General features: G+C 35.4%; 18 protein-coding genes. 7 read left to right on the forward strand and 11 right to left on the reverse strand.

The annotated features are described in order from the left end of the window. Positions 1-814: 814 nt before the first annotated feature. From J7E44_RS23875 to J7E44_RS02850, 3 genes are all read left to right on the forward strand, one after another. Positions 815-1,189: an MBL fold metallo-hydrolase gene (locus J7E44_RS23875; RefSeq protein WP_251040457.1), complete on the forward strand. Its 375-nt coding sequence runs from the start codon at positions 815-817 to the stop codon at positions 1,187-1,189. Further along, a complete protein-coding gene (locus J7E44_RS02845; RefSeq protein WP_251040458.1) occupies positions 1,137-1,757 on the forward strand; it encodes a 3',5'-cyclic-nucleotide phosphodiesterase in 621 nt (206 codons plus the stop codon). The genes J7E44_RS23875 and J7E44_RS02845 overlap by 53 nt, the downstream gene beginning before the upstream one ends. Before the next feature lie 74 nt (positions 1,758-1,831). Then, entirely contained in the window at positions 1,832-2,008 is a 177-nt protein-coding gene (locus J7E44_RS02850; RefSeq protein ID WP_214825445.1) for a hypothetical protein, read from the forward strand. 348 nt (positions 2,009-2,356) lie between these two features. On the opposite strand, the gene J7E44_RS02855 is transcribed toward J7E44_RS02850, so the two are convergent. Further along, positions 2,357-3,106: a DeoR/GlpR family DNA-binding transcription regulator gene (locus J7E44_RS02855; RefSeq protein ID WP_214825446.1), complete on the reverse strand. Its 750-nt coding sequence runs from the start codon at positions 3,104-3,106 to the stop codon at positions 2,357-2,359. A gap of 81 nt (positions 3,107-3,187) precedes the next feature. Here J7E44_RS02855 and J7E44_RS02860 point away from each other — a divergent pair, with 81 nt between their 5' ends. After that, positions 3,188-3,751 carry a 5' nucleotidase, NT5C type gene (locus J7E44_RS02860; protein WP_214825447.1) on the forward strand — a complete coding sequence of 188 codons (564 nt, stop codon included), beginning with the start codon at positions 3,188-3,190 and terminating at the stop codon, positions 3,749-3,751. 69 nt (positions 3,752-3,820) lie between these two features. Here the strand turns inward: J7E44_RS02860 and J7E44_RS02865 are convergent, their stop codons facing one another. Both J7E44_RS02865 and pdxR read right to left on the reverse strand, forming a co-directional pair. Next, complete coding sequence (locus J7E44_RS02865) at positions 3,821-4,261, reverse strand: GNAT family N-acetyltransferase (protein WP_214825448.1); 441 nt, start codon at positions 4,259-4,261, stop codon at positions 3,821-3,823. 165 nt (positions 4,262-4,426) lie between these two features. Continuing rightward, a complete protein-coding gene (gene pdxR, locus J7E44_RS02870) occupies positions 4,427-5,890 on the reverse strand; it encodes a MocR-like pyridoxine biosynthesis transcription factor PdxR (protein WP_214825449.1) in 1,464 nt (487 codons plus the stop codon). 175 nt (positions 5,891-6,065) lie between these two features. Here pdxR and J7E44_RS02875 point away from each other — a divergent pair, with 175 nt between their 5' ends. Continuing rightward, complete coding sequence (locus tag J7E44_RS02875; protein ID WP_214825450.1) at positions 6,066-6,497, forward strand: VOC family protein; 432 nt, start codon at positions 6,066-6,068, stop codon at positions 6,495-6,497. An 86-nt stretch (positions 6,498-6,583) separates the two neighbouring features. Here the strand turns inward: J7E44_RS02875 and J7E44_RS02880 are convergent, their stop codons facing one another. The 8 genes from J7E44_RS02880 to J7E44_RS02915 all read right to left on the reverse strand — a co-directional run bounded on the left by J7E44_RS02880 (position 6,584) and on the right by J7E44_RS02915 (position 16,259). After that, positions 6,584-7,003 (reverse strand): nuclear transport factor 2 family protein, encoded by a 420-nt coding sequence (locus J7E44_RS02880; protein ID WP_214825452.1) that lies wholly within the window; start codon positions 7,001-7,003, stop codon positions 6,584-6,586. A 480-nt stretch (positions 7,004-7,483) separates the two neighbouring features. Beyond that, positions 7,484-8,749, reverse strand: coding sequence for a threonine ammonia-lyase IlvA (ilvA, locus tag J7E44_RS02885; protein ID WP_214825453.1), 1,266 nt, complete (start codon positions 8,747-8,749; stop codon positions 7,484-7,486). Next, positions 8,739-9,800: a ketol-acid reductoisomerase gene (ilvC, locus tag J7E44_RS02890; RefSeq protein ID WP_214825454.1), complete on the reverse strand. Its 1,062-nt coding sequence runs from the start codon at positions 9,798-9,800 to the stop codon at positions 8,739-8,741. The genes ilvA and ilvC overlap by 11 nt, the downstream gene beginning before the upstream one ends. Positions 9,801-9,886: 86 nt before the next feature. Continuing rightward, positions 9,887-10,423, reverse strand: a complete 537-nt coding sequence (ilvN, locus tag J7E44_RS02895) for an acetolactate synthase small subunit (RefSeq protein ID WP_214825455.1) — start codon at positions 10,421-10,423, stop codon at positions 9,887-9,889. An 11-nt stretch (positions 10,424-10,434) separates the two neighbouring features. Further along, positions 10,435-12,174, reverse strand: a complete 1,740-nt coding sequence (gene ilvB, locus J7E44_RS02900; RefSeq protein ID WP_214825456.1) for a biosynthetic-type acetolactate synthase large subunit — start codon at positions 12,172-12,174, stop codon at positions 10,435-10,437. Between the two features lie 10 nt (positions 12,175-12,184). Further along, positions 12,185-13,867, reverse strand: coding sequence for a dihydroxy-acid dehydratase (ilvD, locus tag J7E44_RS02905; protein ID WP_214825457.1), 1,683 nt, complete (start codon positions 13,865-13,867; stop codon positions 12,185-12,187). Further along, positions 13,860-14,759 carry a branched-chain-amino-acid transaminase gene (gene ilvE, locus J7E44_RS02910; RefSeq protein WP_214825459.1) on the reverse strand — a complete coding sequence of 300 codons (900 nt, stop codon included), beginning with the start codon at positions 14,757-14,759 and terminating at the stop codon, positions 13,860-13,862. The genes ilvD and ilvE overlap by 8 nt, the downstream gene beginning before the upstream one ends. Before the next feature lie 711 nt (positions 14,760-15,470). Further along, complete coding sequence (locus J7E44_RS02915) at positions 15,471-16,259, reverse strand: helix-turn-helix transcriptional regulator (protein ID WP_214825461.1); 789 nt, start codon at positions 16,257-16,259, stop codon at positions 15,471-15,473. Between the two features lie 169 nt (positions 16,260-16,428). Here J7E44_RS02915 and J7E44_RS02920 point away from each other — a divergent pair, with 169 nt between their 5' ends. Next, on the forward strand, positions 16,429-17,748 hold the full coding sequence (locus J7E44_RS02920; protein ID WP_214825463.1) for a TolC family protein: 1,320 nt from the start codon (positions 16,429-16,431) through the stop codon (positions 17,746-17,748). A gap of 9 nt (positions 17,749-17,757) precedes the next feature. Beyond that, entirely contained in the window at positions 17,758-18,804 is a 1,047-nt protein-coding gene (locus tag J7E44_RS02925; RefSeq protein ID WP_214825466.1) for an HlyD family secretion protein, read from the forward strand. Positions 18,805-18,809 lie beyond the last annotated feature (5 nt).

The following is an 18,809-nucleotide window of genomic DNA, read 5'->3' on the forward strand; positions in this document are numbered from 1 at the left end:
GATGATTTTTTTTTATTAATATGCTCTCTTATTTCTGCTATTTTCATTTCGAAAAATTGGCACAAGTAAAACTTGTATTTTCATGGAATTCATGCATTAAAAGCGCTAAAAACAACCACATACCACATATAAAAATAATCAATTATTATTGAGAATAATAATTACAATAACGAATTATATGATTATTATTAACAATAATATCAAAATTTATTACTATATTTACAATGTAATAAAAATTTACATTCCATTTTGCACATTTACTTCCCTATTTTGGGAAGTTTATAATACCTTTAAAATTCATAATAAGCGTAGGAGTCTTTCAATTTAGAAAGGCTCCTTTTTTATTTAGCTAATTGATAGGATCTGGTTTAAAAATGTTAAACAAATCTTTATGATTACGATCATATAATTGATATACAAATACTTATTACTTTTAAGGGGAAAACTAATAATCAAGCATCACTTATTATTTTATTGCTTCCCTTGATCCGGGAAGCTTTTGTTTGAGACACTTTTTTTAGATCTTATCATATTATAGCCACTGGAACCCTCTGAATGGAGGGTTTTCTTTTAAACAAAAAATCCCCAACCGAAGTTGAGGATAAAAACTAATAACCATGAAAACTCAAATTAAACATGAGTTGTGTTCTTACATTGAAATATTGTGCCAAGAATTGAGACAATACAAACTTTAACATAATTTTAATAGTTTTATACTCCCCTTTCCTGTTGATTGTAATTTTGTACAAGTATATTTTTGAATTAAATTTGTACTTGCATTGATTGATCAATTCTCAATACAACGATACTCTATATGATAAAATATTTCTTTAATCTGACTATCTTTTTGTCGGCAGCTGTTTGTTCAGCACAGAATAGTTTTAAAGTGATTCCACTGGGAACTTATGGTGGTGGTGATGAAAGTAATTTATCCAGTTATATGGCTGCTCCGGTAAATTCTGAAAACTATATAGCGCTTGATGCCGGAACGATACGTTCAGGAATTGAAAAAGCCATACAGAAAGGAAATTTTAAACAAAGCTCTGCATCGCAGGTTATGCAACAAAATATCAAGGGATACCTGATTTCTCATGCACACCTCGATCATGTAAGCGGAATGATCTTAAATAGTCCGGATGATACAAAAAAGTCTGTGTATACCCTTCCTAGGGAAAATCATTACAGATAAATATTTCTCATGGGAAAGCTGGGCCAACTTTACCGATTCCGGTGAAGCTCCCCGGTTAAGCAAATATAAGATGGTAAGTCTTGAGGATGGTAAGGAAATACCGATCACTGATACCGAAATGTATGTGACTGCATTTCCGCTAAGTCATGTCAATCCATATGAGAGTACAGCTTTTCTCGTAAGACATGATGGTGATTATCTTTTATATTTAGGAGATACCGGAAGCGATCTTATAGAAAAAAGCAATAAACTTGAAAATTTATGGAAACAGATTGCTCCTTATATTAATGAGCAAAAATTAAAGGGAATTCTAATAGAGGTTTCCTTCCCTAATGAACAGCCTGACAAATCTTTATTTGGCCACCTTACTCCAAAATTACTGGAACAGGAACTAAATACTCTGAACGGATTCTGTAAGCCAGGAAAACTGCATCACGTTCCTGTCATTATTACCCATCTGAAACCTGTAGATGACCATATTGAAAAAATCAAGAAGCAGCTGAAAGAAAAAAATGCTCTGGGAATCAAGTATATTTTCCCTGTACAAGGGGAAAAAATCACTTTATAAGGAGATATAACCAAATACTTAACATCCTATTATATAATTCATTACATTTGTTTTACAACTAAAAACAATGTACTATGAAAAACAATTTGAAATCATTAGAAAGAAATCAGTTAAAAGTAATTAATGGTGGCGTACCCGCATGTCCTGAGAATCTGGAATGTGGCCCTGGAAAATGCTGCATCAATGGTGGCTGCCGTCCTATATCAGAGGCGGGACCCAATGGATTATGTATGGCACCACCAATCGAATAGAATTTTTTCAAACGGCAAAGAATAATCATATTCTTGTCGTTTGATTATTAGATGATATAGGCAATGCTATCTCATCTTCATGTAAATTTAATTATATCCAAAAAAACAATGTACTATGAAAAATCTGAAATCCTTAGAAAGAAATCAATTAAGAATGATCTACGGTGGCTATCCGCCATGTCCTGAAAGCTTAGAATGCGGTGACGATTGGTGTTGCATCAACGGTGCATGCCGTCCGAGATCTCAGGCAGGCCCCAATGGACTATGCATGGCCATCATAATCGATTAAAATTTCTCTGAAGACAAAGAATGAAATTTTTCTTTGTCTTCAGTTTTTAATGCTGCTCGTTATCTAACCTCAATCCCGGCATCTATATAAGGTTTTAAATAATCTGATTTTGGATCTGCCTCAGTGATAATAATATTCAGTGAATTGGCAGCGCAGATATAAAAGGATTCGGATTTTCCCAACTTATCTGAAGTCGAAAGAGCAATCGTGCATTTTGAAGTTTCTATCATCACCCTTTTAACCAGGCTGTCTTCATAATCATCACCGGTAACTCCAAAATTCAGATCGATACTGCATACACCCAGTAAACAGATATCAGCTCTGATATTCCTTATACTTTGAATCGTCTCATACCCATTTGTAGAGAATGAAATTTTATTCAGCATTCCACCCATAAATAAAACTTCAATTTCTTTATGATCTTCCAAAAGTGAAGCAACCGGAAAGCTATTGGTTACTACAGTTAAAGCAATATCCTTTGGTAAATTAGCAATTACCGCCAGTGCTGAAGTTCCTGAGTCAACTAACAGAACCATTCCGGGTTTAATATATTCCAATACCTTTTCAGCAATGATCTTCTTGTGTGGGACGTCGATATTCTGACGGTCTTTAAAATGAAGCGGCATTGAAGACCTTTGAATAGCACCACCACGGACAGCTTTTAACAGACCTTTATCTGATAATTCTTTAATATCTCTACGCACGGTATCTTCAGATACTTTAAGTATTTTACTGATCTGATCAAGCAATACTTTTTTATCTTTTACTAAATACTCGAGAATGAGATCCTGTCTTTCAGCTTTTATCATAACACAAATATAGAAAATATTTATTGCAAAATAATGCAACTTTATGCAATAATACATATCTTTGTTGCAAATAATTGCAAAATGAAAAATAAGAAAGAAACCATTGCGATAGATATGGACGGTGTAATAGCAGATGTAGAAGCGCAACTTATCGATTGGTATCACAGAGATCACGGTATTTTAATCAGTAGAGAAGATATGATCGGTAAACCGGAACCCGAAGCTTTTCCAGATAGAGAAGCAGTCTTAAAATTTTTACAGACTCCCGGTTTTTTCCGCACTCTGCCGGTAATGCCTAATGCAGTGGAAGTAGTTAAAGAATTGATGAATGATTATGATGTTTATATTGTGACTGCTGCTATGGAGTTTCCACTTTCATTATATGAAAAATACGAATGGCTGCAGGAGCATTTCCCTTTTATATCATGGAAAAATATAATCATGTGTGGTGATAAAAGTATTATCGACACCGATTATCTGATAGATGACCATATTAAAAACCTTGATTTCTGTAAAGGCAGACCCATTATGTTCAATGCCGGACACAATAGTAGTATAGATCATCATCAGCGGGTACACAGCTGGGATGAGGTGAGGGATTTATTTAGTAATATTAGAAACCTAAGTCAATCTGAAGCTATTTAATCGGATATCATATCTATAAAAAAGGTAATCAATCTATTGGTTACCTTTCTTTATATTATAAAAATGATCTTACTTTTTCAATGGATGTGCAAGATGAAGCGCCGCAAGCCTGAATCCGCTTTTCAGATAAACCTTTTGCGCAGTATTATTAGTGAAGTCAGTATCAAGAACTACCGCATCCATCGCACTGGACCTGGCAATATGCTCTACATATGCCAGTAGTTGAGAGGCTAAACCTTTTCCTCTATGAGATTCCAGGGTACAAAGGTCATCAATATAAATAATATGTCCGCTGTGTAAGGAGTTCATAACCCGGTATCCGGCAAATGCCACACACTGATCATTTTCCATAATTCCAGAAATCCTGTACTTCTCATTTTCCATCATTTCATGAATGATTTCTTTCCAGTTATTTTTATCGAGATGAGGTCTTAATAAAGAGATCACTTCCCAGCACTGTTGAATTTCCAGATCGGTCGTAAAATCTGAAATGGTATATTGACTCTGCATAATGTATTTTATTTAATACAAATTTAAAACAGATCATTTCGTTCTATATATGCCAATTGTGAAATATGATATAGCCCAAATCAACATAAAAATTTAATAACGTGAGCATTTAGGATAAAAAAACTACAATAAAGAGCTATAACAACAATAATTCAAAATTCAAAACTAATCAATCGCCTCTTTCAGTATACTCAACGCCAGTCTCATTTCCTTTTCATTCAATGACGCAAATCCCATCCTCATTCCATTGCTTGCAAAAACCTCATTTTTATAAAGATCCCCATATTCGATATACAGTCCTTTTTTCAATGTTTTCCCGGCAACTTCCGTTAAATTAATTTTCTTATTAAAGTCAGCCCACACAGCTAATCCTCCTTCTGGAATTTTAAAATCAATCAGTTCTTTAAAATCTGAAGCTAGTATTTCACAAAAAAGATTGCGGCGTTGTTTATATATTTTTAAAGATTTTCTAAAATGTCTTTCCATTTCTCCGCTATCGAACATCATTGCAAATGCATTTTCCAGTAATGTGTCACCCTGCTTATCTATAAATTCCCTGGTTGATGATGCTGCATCAATGAAAGCTGAAGGTCCCACCATAAATCCAATTCGTAGTGCCGGGGCAAATGTTTTCGAAATAGATCCTATATAAATAACATTGTGATGATGATCTATACTCGCCAGAGGTACGTATGGTTTATTATCGTAATGAAAGTCAAAATCATAATCATCCTCAATAATGGCAAAACGATACTTTTTAGCAAGATGCAATAACTTCATTCTGCGCTCCATACTTGTCGTTACAGTGGTTGGAAAATGATGATGAGGTATAATATAAACTGCTTTTATCGCAGTGTGGTTTAAAACGGTTTCCAGATGATCAATATCCATTCCCTGTTCATCAATAGGAATTCTGAGAAGCTTACCTCCTAAATATTGGAACGTCTGATCTGCAAAAGGATAATTGGAGGAGCCCACAGCAATAATATCAGATGGCCCTATTAACAGTTTACCTGCAAGATAGATCCCCATTTGGCTTCCTTTTGTGATGATAAGGTTTTCTTTAGAAACATTTAACCCCCGGGTGTTGGATAAATAATGACAGATAGAATCGCGAAGATGTTCAGATCCCTTTGAACTTCCATATTTCAGAAAATTTTTACCATAGAATTTTCTGGAAAGACTTCTATATTCTCTCATAAGCTGATCTACAGGAGCTAACCGTACATCGGGAAAACCACCATCGATCGCAAGATCTATTTTCTGAAAATCCTTTCCTGAAGAAGGGGTTTTAAATGGATTATTCCAATAAAAAGCTTCACTAAGATCATTATTCTCACTATGTTCAGAGGTTATGATCTTAGAAGACGTTGGCAGATTAGAAAGAACAAATATTCCTTTTCTTTCAACAGACTCTGCCCAACCCTGGCTGATAAGTTCTTCGTAGGCCAGCTTTACCGTATTTCTATTGATCCCAATAAGATCTGCAAGTATCCGTGAACTCGGAAGACTGTCTGATGGTTGCAGCGTACCATTTGTAATCAGTGATATAAATTGATTACATACTTGAACATACAGTGACACCGACCCTCCTCTGTCCAGCTTAATTAACGATTTGTAAGGTAACATCCTATTTAATATAGATATGAGTTGATACACAAATGTAATTCAAAATCTTAACATCCAGACAAATTGTAGTAAAACTGGACTATCCTATTTCTTGAAACTGGAGCACTTAAACACCTCATTCTACCAGTAATTTTGTGATAGAGATGCAACAATTAAAATTATTATTAAATTATAAATGGAAAACGTACAATTTAACTTGTTTGGTTTGGCAGTAAGTGTTTCAGACTTAAGTCAATCCATAAAATGGTACCATCATATATTAGGGTTTCAGTTGATAGAAGAAGTTGATTTTCCTGCTGTAAAGGCAAAAGGTGCTTTTATGGAAGGAATGGGAATCCGTCTGGAGTTATTACAATCTGCTGATTCTTATCGAATTGAAGAATTATTTGCTACCCCTCCGGGTCACCTTAAACCTATAGGAAATAAAGCTTTGATTCTGTATGTTGATGATTTACATGAAGCTGGTTTGTGGCTGGAAAAACAAAATGTAAATTTTGTATTTAAAGAGATACAGCTTAATGAGGAAGGACTCACCAGTACGATCATTCAAGATCCGGATGGAAATTTCATTAGTATTTTCGGTAAGGAAGTATTCACAAAAAAATAACTACATCACAGGTTATTTAATTTTTATTTAACGCAGCAAAGCTCTCAATACGAGAGCTTTGTTCATATCTGCTTTTAGGGTTCTTACTAACTTACAAATGCTTTTTCAATTTCACGTGTATCTTCAAGCATTAAAAGCTTTGTGATTTTGCCATTTTCAATACTAAACCTCTGACATATAAAAGCAGTGAATCTTTTACCCGTCTTCTTTGCGACCCGGGATGCTTTCCCAAACACTGCAGCTTCGTTTCCATCGATAAAAAGATGATCAAGTTCAAATTGTTCTTCGCCATCTATATGAGAATCTAAAAGAAGTTGAAGTGCTGCTATCACCTCTGATTTTGTTGTTAATGCTCCCGTCCAGGGTAATAGATCTGATTTAGGAATATACCATTCCACTTGGTCAGCAAAAAAAGATCCTGCTTTTTCAGTATCCTTCTCAGAAACACTTTGGAAAAATCCATTTAATATGGCGGCTGTCTGTTCGTTTTCAGCTAATGAATTCATATATTTTAATTTTTACACCTATTTACTTTACAGTAAATTATTAATCATTTTAGACAACAAAATTAGGATGTTCCCTTTGCATCGATCTATACCAACTATAAAATAATGACCAGCCCAGAATTCCGTCTAGCTTCGGAATATATTGAAAGTATTAATAAAGAAAACCGATGGGATATGGCCCCACCGGTTTAAAAAAACAAAAATTGATATGGATATGATTAGTTGTGTTTATTTTTTAACGATCTTTTCAGTACAGCAATACTTAAAAGGATACAGGTCTTCTTCGTTTTTTCTTATTTTTTGTTAAGACAAATTTATATTTATTTAGACTGAATAAAAATAAGAAACTAATGACTTTTATCAGTTTATCACTATTTTATGATAATTAACTGCATTAACACCCTTAACTATTTAATAACAAAACACTTATATACAATAAAAAAATTTAAGCCACTTATAAAAGTGACTTAAATAGATAATTTAGATTAAAATATTCATCATATTAGGAGAATCATTGAGGTAAGATTCATAATACCCCGCTTTCTTCATTCTGTTCAATAATTCTTCAAAATCAGAAAACGAAGGTACTTCGATACCTACAATTGCTGAAGCTGTTTCCCGTGAGTTCCTTTTGGTATATTCAAAAAATGTAATATCATCTGACTTCCCTAAAACACTTAAAACAAATTCTTTAAGAGCTCCCGGACGCTGTGGAAATTTTACAATAAAGTAATGTTTCAAGCCTTTGTAAAGCATCGCCCGTTCCTTAATTTCTTCAGTCCTTGTTATATCATTGTTGCTTCCGCTTACAATGCAAACCACATTTTTATCTTTTATTTCTTCTTTATAAAGATCCAATGCTGCTATTGCTAAAGCACCGGCAGGCTCCAATACCATGGCGTCTTTATTATAAAGCTCTAATAAAGTTTCGCAAACTTTCCCCTCATCAACTGCAATACAGTCATGAATATAATCTTTACAGATTTCAAAATTGAGGTCTCCTACTTTCTGAACAGCAGCTCCATCCACAAATTTATCAATATGCATAAGTTCGGTATTCACTCCGGCATCTAAAGAAGCTTTCATTGAAGCTGCCCCTTTGGGTTCTACAACAATAATTTTGGTTTCAGGTGATAGAACTGAAAAAACAGTAACTACTCCAGCAGCCAGTCCACCTCCTCCTAAAGGGACAAATACAAAATCGATCTTATGTTCTGCCTGTTCCAGAATCTCCATCGCCAAAGTAGCTTGCCCTTCAATGATCTCAACATCATCAAAAGGATGTATAAATTCAACTTTAAAACTTTCACTATACTCTATTGCGGCTTTTTTGGAATCATCAAAAGTATCACCGATCAATTTGATATCGACATATTTTTCTCCAAACATAGCTACCTGTTCCAGTTTTTGTTTTGGAGTGGTAACAGGCATGAAAATAGTTCCCTCAATTTTCAGTTTCCGACAAGCGAAAGCAACACCCTGAGCATGATTTCCTGCACTGGCACAAACAATTCCATTTCCAACTTTATGATCTTTATAAAGGCTATAGATTTTATTGTAAGCTCCTCTTATCTTATAGGAACGGACTGGCTGCATATCTTCTCTTTTCAGAAAAATATCAGCTTCAATTTGTTTTGAAAGCCTGAAACTTTTCTGCAGAGGCGTTGTATTAACAATATTCTCTAGTGTTTTCCGGGCCTCTTTTATGGCATGCAGTGAAGGGAAACTGATGGTTTTACTTTTCATATTCGAGTTCTCTATCAGGACGTAAAGACCTTACGACTTTACCTGCCTGCCATAATTCGCTGTTTCTTAACTCTTCAAGTTCTTTATTCAGACCTTCTCTGTAGTTTTCCTTGCTGTTGCTTGAGATAGACTTTTGTGATTCATTTCCTTCCTTCACACTCTGATACAGTTCTTCAAATACAGGTTTTGTAGCATCATAAAACTTCTTCCACCAATCTAAAGCCCCTCTCTGTGCTGTTGTAGAGCAGTTGGCATACATCCAATCCATTCCATTTTCAGCAACTAACGGCATTAAAGATTGGGTTAATTCTTCCACAGTTTCATTAAATGCTTCTGAAGGGGAATGTCCCTGGGCTCTTAATACCTCGAACTGTGCAGCAAATAATCCCTGTATAGCTCCCATTAGGGAACCTCTCTCTCCTACAAGATCACTGTATACTTCTTTTTTAAAATTGGTTTCAAACAGATATCCGCTACCCACAGCAATACCCAACGCTGTTACTTTATCTTTTGCTTTACCGGTTGAATCCTGATGGATTGCATAACTGCTGTTTAGTCCTTTACCTTCCACAAAAAGTCTTCTTAGAGATGTTCCAGAACCTTTCGGTGCTACCAAAACCACATCTACATCTTTAGGTGGAACAATTTGTGTCTGATGATTGTAGGTAATTCCAAATCCGTGAGAGAAATATAAAGTCTTTCCAGGGGTAAGATGTTTTTCCAAAGTTGGCCAAAATTCGATCTGTGCCGCATCACTCAAAAGGTAGCAAAGAATCGTTCCTCTCTGAGCCGCTTCTTCCAATTCAAATAAAGTTTCTCCAGGAATAAATCCATCTTGTACAGCTTTATCCCAGCTTTTAGAATTTTTACGCTGCCCAACAATTACATTGATCCCATTATCCTGAAGGTTTAGAGCCTGACCAGGTCCCTGAATACCATATCCTAAAACCGCTACCGTTTCATCTCTTAATACTTCCTGAGCTTTTTCAATTGGAAATTCTTCTCTTGTTACTACATTTTCCTCTACTCCTGCAAATTTAATTACTGCCATAATTTTATATTTAATTGTTATTTTTTTAGACCTTTTCAGATCATTTATATATTTTAATTTGTGTTTGTTTTTATTTTATTTATTTTTTACTGATAGGCCATTTTTTCAAGGACACTAAGCTTTTTGTGAAAACCCTCATTTGATTTGATGACCGCTACCCTTCCGCTTCTGATAAATTCTATAAGACCGTGTGGCTCTAAAATTTCAAGAAAACGATCTATCTCTTCGTGATGCCCTACAATGGTGAAAACCGTATAATCATTTCTTACACTTACAATGGTAGCTCCATATTGTCTTAAGATCCTTTCAACATAAAACTTCTCAGAGACCACATTCGTTTCTATTTTGAAAAGAGCCAGTTCCTGCCATACAATTTCATCATTGGTATTGTAGTATACTTTAATGACTTCAACAAGCTTCTGAATCTGTCTTGATACCTTTCTTACAGTCTCTTGCGAAACTTCTACCACAATTGTAAATCTTGAGATCCCTTCAATCTCTGTTGGAGAAACATTTAAGCTTTCGATATTGATTCCTCTTCTGGAAAAAACCATTGCTATTTTGGTAAGCAATCCAACCTGGTTTTCGGTGAAAACACTTATTGTATATTCCTGTTTATTCATTGCATTTGTTTTTATTTTAAACGGATCTCACTTACACTGCAGCCCTGTGGAACCATAGGAAAAACATTGTTTTCTTTTCCTACTTTTATTTCTAGCAGATAAGCTCCGTCGGTATTAAGCATTTCTTCTAATGATAATTTTAAAAAAGCTCTTTCTTTTACCTGCTTTCCTTTAATACCATAAGCTTCTGCAACAGCAGAGAAATCAGGACTTGTAATATCTACGAATGAATACCTCTTGTCGTGAAAAAGCTCCTGCCACTGACGCACCATGCCTAGAAAAGAATTGTTAAGAATGATCATTTTTACACCTATTCCAAATTGTGCAATAGTACCGAGCTCCTGAATATTCATCTGAAAGCCTCCATCACCGGCAATACAGATCACATGTTTATCCGGATTGGCCATTTTTGCACCTACTGCAGCTGGCAGACCAAATCCCATTGTCCCTAATCCACCAGAAGTAACATTTCTTTTGGATGTCTTAAATTCTGCGTAACGGCAAGAGATCATTTGATGCTGGCCTACATCTGTGCAGATAATATATTCTCCATCGGTCAACTGATTCAGATATTTTAACACCTCACCCATCGTAAGCTCCTCTGTTGTTGGATTCAGCTCCTTTTTTACGACTTCTTCATTTTCCTCATTTCTAAGTTCTTTAAACTGATTCAGCCATTCATCGTGGGAATTCTCATCAAGAATCTGAGTTAATAAAGGAAGAGTTTCTTTACAGTTTCCTAAAACAGGAACATCAGCTTTCACATTTTTATCAATTTCTGCAAGATCAATATCAAGATGAACCACTTTTGCCTGTTTTGCATATTGATCCAGTTTTCCGGTAACGCGGTCGTCAAAACGCATTCCTACCGCAATGATGACATCACAATCATTGGTTAATTTATTGGGAGCATAATGACCGTGCATCCCCAACATTCCTACATACAAAGGATGTTCTGTTGAAATCGCTCCTAAACCTAAAGCTGTAGAAGCTGCGGGAATTCCTGTTTTCTCAATTAATTCTTTAAGTTCTTCCTCCGCCTGGCCAATAATTACACCCTGCCCAAATAATAAGAATGGTCTTTTAGCGGTATTAATTAGTAAAGCGGCCTGTTCTATATATTCAGTTTTAATTCTTGGTTTTGGATGGTAAGACCGTATAGAATTACAGATCTCATATCCTTGAAAATCTATTTCCTGAAGCTGGGCATTTTTAGTAATATCAACCAATACCGGACCCGGACGGCCAGATCTTGCAATATAAAATGCCTTTGCCAGTACCTTTGGAATATCCTCAGCATCAGTTACCTGGCAATTCCATTTCGTAACAGGGGCTGTTACATTGATCACATCTACTTCCTGAAAAGCATCAGACCCTAAAAGAGAAGCATAAACCTGTCCCGTAATGCATACCACGGGTGTACTGTCGATCATCGCATCTGCCAGTCCGGTTACCAGATTGGTTGCTCCGGGCCCACTTGTAGCAATAGCAACTCCGATATTTTTAGAAGATCTTGAAAACCCTTGTGCAGCATGAATCGCTCCTTGCTCATGTCTAACCAGAATATGTTGTAAATCATCTTTGTAATCATAAAGAGCATCATAAATTGGAATGACGGCACCTCCAGGATACCCAAAGACCGTATGTACCTTTTCAGCTTTAAGAATTTCCAAAATTACTTCTGCTCCCTTCAATTTTCTTCCCGTATGAGAAGACCTTTCTTTCTGTAATGCACTGAATGTTGATTCCATTATATTTGATTTAAAAGTCTGTTATACATCCTTGAGAAGCATCTGATACCAGTTTTGCATACTTGTATAGAACACCTGTTTTTACTTTATAATCCGGTTGTTTAAAACTGGATTTTCTTTCCTGTAATTCTTTGTCTGATATCACAAGGTTAATGGTATTTTTCACGGCATCAAGCTCGATGATATCATTATCTTTTACCAAACCAATTAAACCGCCTTCAAAGGCTTCAGGAGTAATATGCCCTACTACAAAACCATGCGTTCCCCCTGAAAAGCGTCCATCAGTAATTAAGGCTACGTTCTTTCCTAATCCAGAACCCATTAATGCAGAAGTTGGTTTTAGCATTTCCGGCATTCCGGGCGCTCCTTTCGGACCTTCATTCTTGATGACGATCACATCACCTTCCTGTATTATTTTATCTTCAATACCTTTGATAAATTCTTTCTCACCATCAAAAACCCTTGCTTTTCCCTTAAAGAAATCCCCTTCCTTTCCGGTAATTTTAGCAACACATCCTCTTTCAGCAAGGTTGCCGTACATGATCCGGATATGACCAGTTTTTTTGATAGGATTATTGATATCACGTATAATATCCTGCTCACGCTCAATAATCGATGTGACATTTCTAAGGTTTTCAGCGATCGTTTTTCCGGTTACCGTAAGACAGTCTCCATGAAGAAGACCAAGGTCCAAGAGATATTTCATTACTGCCGGTACTCCGCCTACCTGATGAAGGTCTTTCATCAGATATTTTCCACTCGGTTTCAAATCGGCTAATAAGGGCGTCGTATCACTTATTTTCTGAAAATCATCAAGGCCTAAATTATGTCCGATACTTTTTGCTATGGCAATAAAATGGAGAACGGCATTGGTACTTCCCCCCAGAACCATAATGATCCTTAATGCATTTTCGAAGGCTTTAGGAGTCATGATATCTGAAGGTTTGATATCTTTTTCCAATAATATTCTTACATAATGTCCCGCAAACTCACATTCTTCTTTTTTCTCCTTACTTAATGCCGGATAAGAAGATGAATAAGGGAGGCTCATCCCTAATGCTTCAATAGCAGAAGCCATTGTATTGGCAGTGTACATTCCGCCACAAGCACCAGCACTAGGACAGGAATTTTTGATAATTCCGTCGTAATCTTCGTCAGAAAGTTTTCCTGCTATTTTATTTCCCAGGGCTTCAAAGGCAGAAACAATGTTAAGATCATTCCCTTTATAATGTCCGGCTTCTATACTTCCGCCATACACCATAATAGACGGTCTGTTTAATCTTGCCATTGCCATCAGAGATCCCGGCATATTTTTATCACATCCGGGCACGGTGATCAATCCGTCATAATATTGTCCTGCACATACTGTTTCAATACTATCAGCGATGATATCCCTGCTTACAAGGGAATAACGCATTCCATCTGTGCCATTCGTCATTCCATCACTGATTCCAATGGTATGGAACATCAATCCTACAAGGTTTTGTTCGTTGACCCCTTTTTTAACCAGCTCAGCAAGTCCGTTTAGATGCATATTACAGGTGTTACCATCATAACCCATACTTGCTACTCCTATCTGAGCTTTTTCAAAATCTTCCTTTTTAAAACCTATACCATAAAACATAGCCTGAGTAGCCGGTTGCGTAGGATCCTGGGTAAGAACTCTGGAATATTTATTAAGCGTTTCACACATACTGTTCCTGTTTTAAATAGGTATAATCTTCATCAAGAACCAAGTGCCTGTACGCCTTTTGAATCATTGCAGACACACTATTTTCCCATTTTAATTGAAATGGAATATTATTCAAGGACTCTAGTGCCACTACTTCCGCCGCAGTTCCACAGAAGAATCCGGCATCTGCTCCTTCCATTTCTTCAGGTTTAAAGAATTTCTCCTCATAATATATCCCTAACTGATCGCATATCTCAAATACCGTAGATCTCGTGATCCCCGGCAGAATACTTCCTTTTGCCGGAGTATATAATTTTGAATCTTTCTCGTAAAAAATATTTGCCCCTGAACTTTCAGCTACGTTCCCATTTCCATCTAAAAGCATAGCTTCATCAAATCCCTTATCTTTAGCTTCCTGAGAAGCAAGAATAGAATTTACATAATGTCCGCTTGCTTTCGCTTCTATTTTAAAAGCCTTAGGATTAGGGCGTTCAAAAGATGAAGTCATAATTCTTGCGTGATCGGATAGATATCCATTATCCCAGCTCCAGGCTTCTATCACTAAAGAACTTTTGTTTCCTTTTGATAAGCTCATGTTAGGGGAGCAGATTATTAACGGTCTGATGTATGCATTACTTAAATTATTCATTTCTAAAAGCTTATACGTCAAATCAATCATCTCCTCAGTGGAATATTCGAAAGGGATCATCATCAGTTCAGCTGATCTTTTCAAACGATCATAATGTTCTTTTGCTTTAAAAATTTTCGTCCCGTTCTTTGTCTTATAAGATTTAATTCCCTCAAATACAGCATATCCATAATGAAGTGATTGTCCGTAAAGACCCGTTGAAGCTGTAGAAGCTTCCTGGAACTTTCCGTCATAATAAAGCATCGTTTTCTCGTTGTAATACATATTTATTTTTTAAATTATTTTTAAGTTTAGACATAAAAAAAGCTATTCTTATCGGTTGAGGCTAAATATTGATCAGCAAAATTTATTTAACCTATCCCGATTCCAAAAGCAATACATGAAGTTCTTTCTAATTTTGATTCAAAACTAAGGCTTGTATATTTTCTATCTTTCATATTTTATTTAAAACTACAATATTCAAATAATGAAAAAACAAATATAAAACACTAATAATCAAATATTTAAACTAGCTAATTCTACAATAGCAGAATTATAGAAAGACTTCATATCTGCAATTATAAAATCGGCAATCCTTTTGTATTTGAACATTCAAAGGAAGATTTCACAAATTGTCCAATGCTGTTGACTGTCATTTTTTCGTTGTAATACATATTTCTGTTTTTAGATTAATTTTAAAATTTGGGCATAAAAAAAGCCATCCGGATGAGGATGGCTTTCTAATATTTTTATAGAGTTTCAACAATACCATCGCTCATCACCGGAATCCGATAATGACAATAACGATAGTAATAATATTGTTGAATGTTCTATTCATTTCTATTTTTTGATCTGACAAATGTATAAACTTTTTTCAATTAAAAAAATATTTTATCTTTTTTTTAATTAAATCTCAATAAAAAGCAAAATGCTTAACCGTATTTACAATCAGTAAAGGCCTGAAATATCATTCTAAGTTAGATTATTTAGTATCGTTTAGAGCATGGATTTAAACTCTGTAGGCCTCATATTCGTTAATTGTTGAAATGTATTGCTAAATGCAGAGATGTTAGAATAACCGATTTCATAAGCAATCTCACTCATAGTCAAATTGGTGTCTTTAAGCAGTTCCATTGCACGGATAATCCGCAACATTTTTACATACTGAATGAACGAAATTCCAAGTTTGCCAGTAAAAGCGCGTGTCAGACTTCTTACACTAAACCCAAATTGATGAGCTACCTCTTCTAATGTCAGTGGATTTTCCAGATTGTTCTTAATAAATTTAATTATCTCAGTGAGACGCTCATCATTGGTGGTGGGGAGCTGTATCGTAAATTTTTTTAAATTCTCTTTAGGAAGCAGATGTTTCATTGTCAGTAGAAACTCATATTCCCACGAATCGGGAAAGAAATCACCATTCCAATGTTGTCCAAAATTTAAAAGCTCAGAAAGTAAATTACTAACCGGATATATCCCCAGATCATCATAAAATGGGTGCTTGAACTTTTCTTCTTCCGGAAAATAAATATTGATGATATCAAGATCTTTAGAATTGAACATCAAATTATGCGAATACATTTTCGGCATCCAGATATAGTGATTGAGTGGAATATAAAGATCCTTTTCTTTGGTCCTTAATTTTGCCATCCCACCAATAACCAATAATAGCTGCCCTTTCTGATGTCTGTGCATAGGAAGCCTCTGCTCCCACTGCTGCCTGATTACCAATATCGATGCAGGATGGGCATCAACTTTTTCTCTTACTTCTTTTATGTTATTCATGGGTATGAATTGCTTAATAATTACAAAACCGCGATCCTTGATAATAACCTATCAATAAAGTGATAAGCCAAAACTCCTTGGCCAGAATAAACAAAAATAAGGCTAATATTATAAAAAGACTCATTTTATTACGCAATAATTTTGCCTGTATAAAATTGTAATCTTAAAAATGAAAAGATATATCATACTTCTATACCTTGTAATTTCAGTAGGTATAAAGGCACAAACACAGTACAACCCACCTACATTAACGCTGAATGAAATCTGGAATATATCCGAGTCACAAAATAAACAGCTGAAGCTTGCCAGCCTGAGTAATGAAGAAAGTGAAATTGGTATTTTAGAAGCAAAGGATAAATTGTTACCGGAATTATCAGTGGTAGGAGACTTTCGTATCAACTCTAAGTTTCTTCTTTATGAAAACGGATTGTTTTCTTCACCTCAAAGTGTTCCAATAAAAGATTATGGCTACGGATTGGGCTACAATATAGACTATAATCTTTATAACGGAGGAAAGGAAAAAAGAAATATTGAAATCAAAAAAGAAGAGAAAACACGTAAACAGTATGAGTTTGAACTACAGAAAGATAATGTTAAATACATGATTGCCGCTTCTTACTATGATCTATACAAATTCCAGGAATTTGAATCCTTGATTTCAACAGAGATTTCAACAGAAAAAAAGCAGCTTTCTACCATCGAAAGTCTTAATCGAAATGGTATTGTACTGAAAAGTGATGTATTAAGGATTTCTGTTAAACTGTCACAATTGGAGCTTAGTTATTCTGATGTAAAAAAGAAAATTAATCTTACCAAACAACGCATCAACATCCTGATGGGAAGAGGAAGCGCAGAACCATTGGAAATTTCTTCAGAAGATATTTTAGAACCTAGCGATCTACAAGGATCAAACTATGAAGATTATCTTGTGGTGGCACTCAACAACTCACCTGATCTTAAGATCGTTAACAGTAATCTTACATTAAGTGAGCTTAATATTAAACAGATAAAAGCAAACCTATTACCCAAAGTTTCTTTATACTCCAGATATAACTATACCTACCCCCAAATTTCATTCTATCCATATTCCAACGATATCTGGGGGTTTGGACAAATAGGATTAAAAATGACCTACTCTATTGATAATCTTTACAAGAGTAAACATTCTGTAGCTCACGCATATAATTTGAATAAGCAGGAAATTGAGAAAAATGATATGAAGCGGGATGAAATATCAATTAAAGTCAAAGAAGCTTTTCTCGAAAGACAGCAAGCCAGCGAAAGCGTAGAAACAGCAGAACTTACCATCAGGCAAAGTACAGAAAGTGTAAGGGTAATACGAAATAGTTATCTCAATCAGCAGTCTCTTCTGACAGATCTTTTAGATGCTGAAAATATTTTACTACAGGCAAAATTCAATCTTACATCTGCACAGGTAAATTTAAGACTAAGTCATATAAAACTATTGATTATCACAGGAATACTTTAAAATAAAATTATGAATAAAAATAAAACAGATCACATTGTAGTGGCAGCAACACAATGGTTAGGAATATTATTATTAATTGCAATTATCATTTGGACAGTGCTTCACTTCTGGAAAGGATATTGGTGTGAACAAACCAATGATGCACAGATAGAAGCTTATTTATCACCTGTAAATGTGAAAGTGGGTGGATATATCAGCAAGATTTATTATCAGGACAATCAGGAGGTTCATAAAGGAGATACTCTTGTGCTTATTGAGCGGGATGAATATGATTTAAAAAAAGAAACAGCTTTAGCCGAATTAGCTACATCCCAAGCCAAACTTCCAATCTTAAGCGCAAGTGAAGAAACCCAGAGTAGAAATATAGATGTCATCAAAGCTCATATTCTGGGAATTAAAGCCAAACTGGATCAGCAGCAAAAAGAGTACGACCGCTATAAGAACCTTCTGGCTGATGAATCAACTACCCAACAAAAATTTGACAATGTGCATACCTCGTTACTCACTAATAGATCCGACTATGATGAAACACTTGCAGCACTTCGTGCAGCAGAATCAAAACTTAATGATATTAAAGCACAGCGTTTAGCCATCAATGCGGAAATAAAAGTAAAAGAAGCATCAATAGAAAGACAGGATCTTGATATACGATATACGGTGATCACCGCACCATTTGACGGTAAGATAGGCAAAAAAACCATTCAGGAGGGGCAATTGATCCAGCCTGGACAAACTCTGGCTTTTCTTGTAAACAAATCACAGGAGAAATGGGTGACAGCCAATTTTAAAGAGACTCAAATCAAAACATTCAGGATTGGGCAAAAAGTAAATATAGAAGTAGACGCCTTTCCTGATGAAACATTCTCAGGCACCATAGAATCTCTTTCTCCTACAACAGGCTCACGCTATTCGCTTCTGCCACCAGATAATGCAACAGGAAATTTTGTCAAAGTTATACAACGAATTCCGGTGAGAATTAAACTTACAGAAAGTAAAGAAAAACTTGCTAACCTGTCAGCAGGAATGAATGCTAATGTGTACATCAATAAAGATTAGATCCA

The organism is Chryseobacterium sp. ISL-6, from assembly GCF_018613715.1.
Taxonomy (GTDB): Bacteria; Bacteroidota; Bacteroidia; order Flavobacteriales; family Weeksellaceae; genus Chryseobacterium; species Chryseobacterium paludis.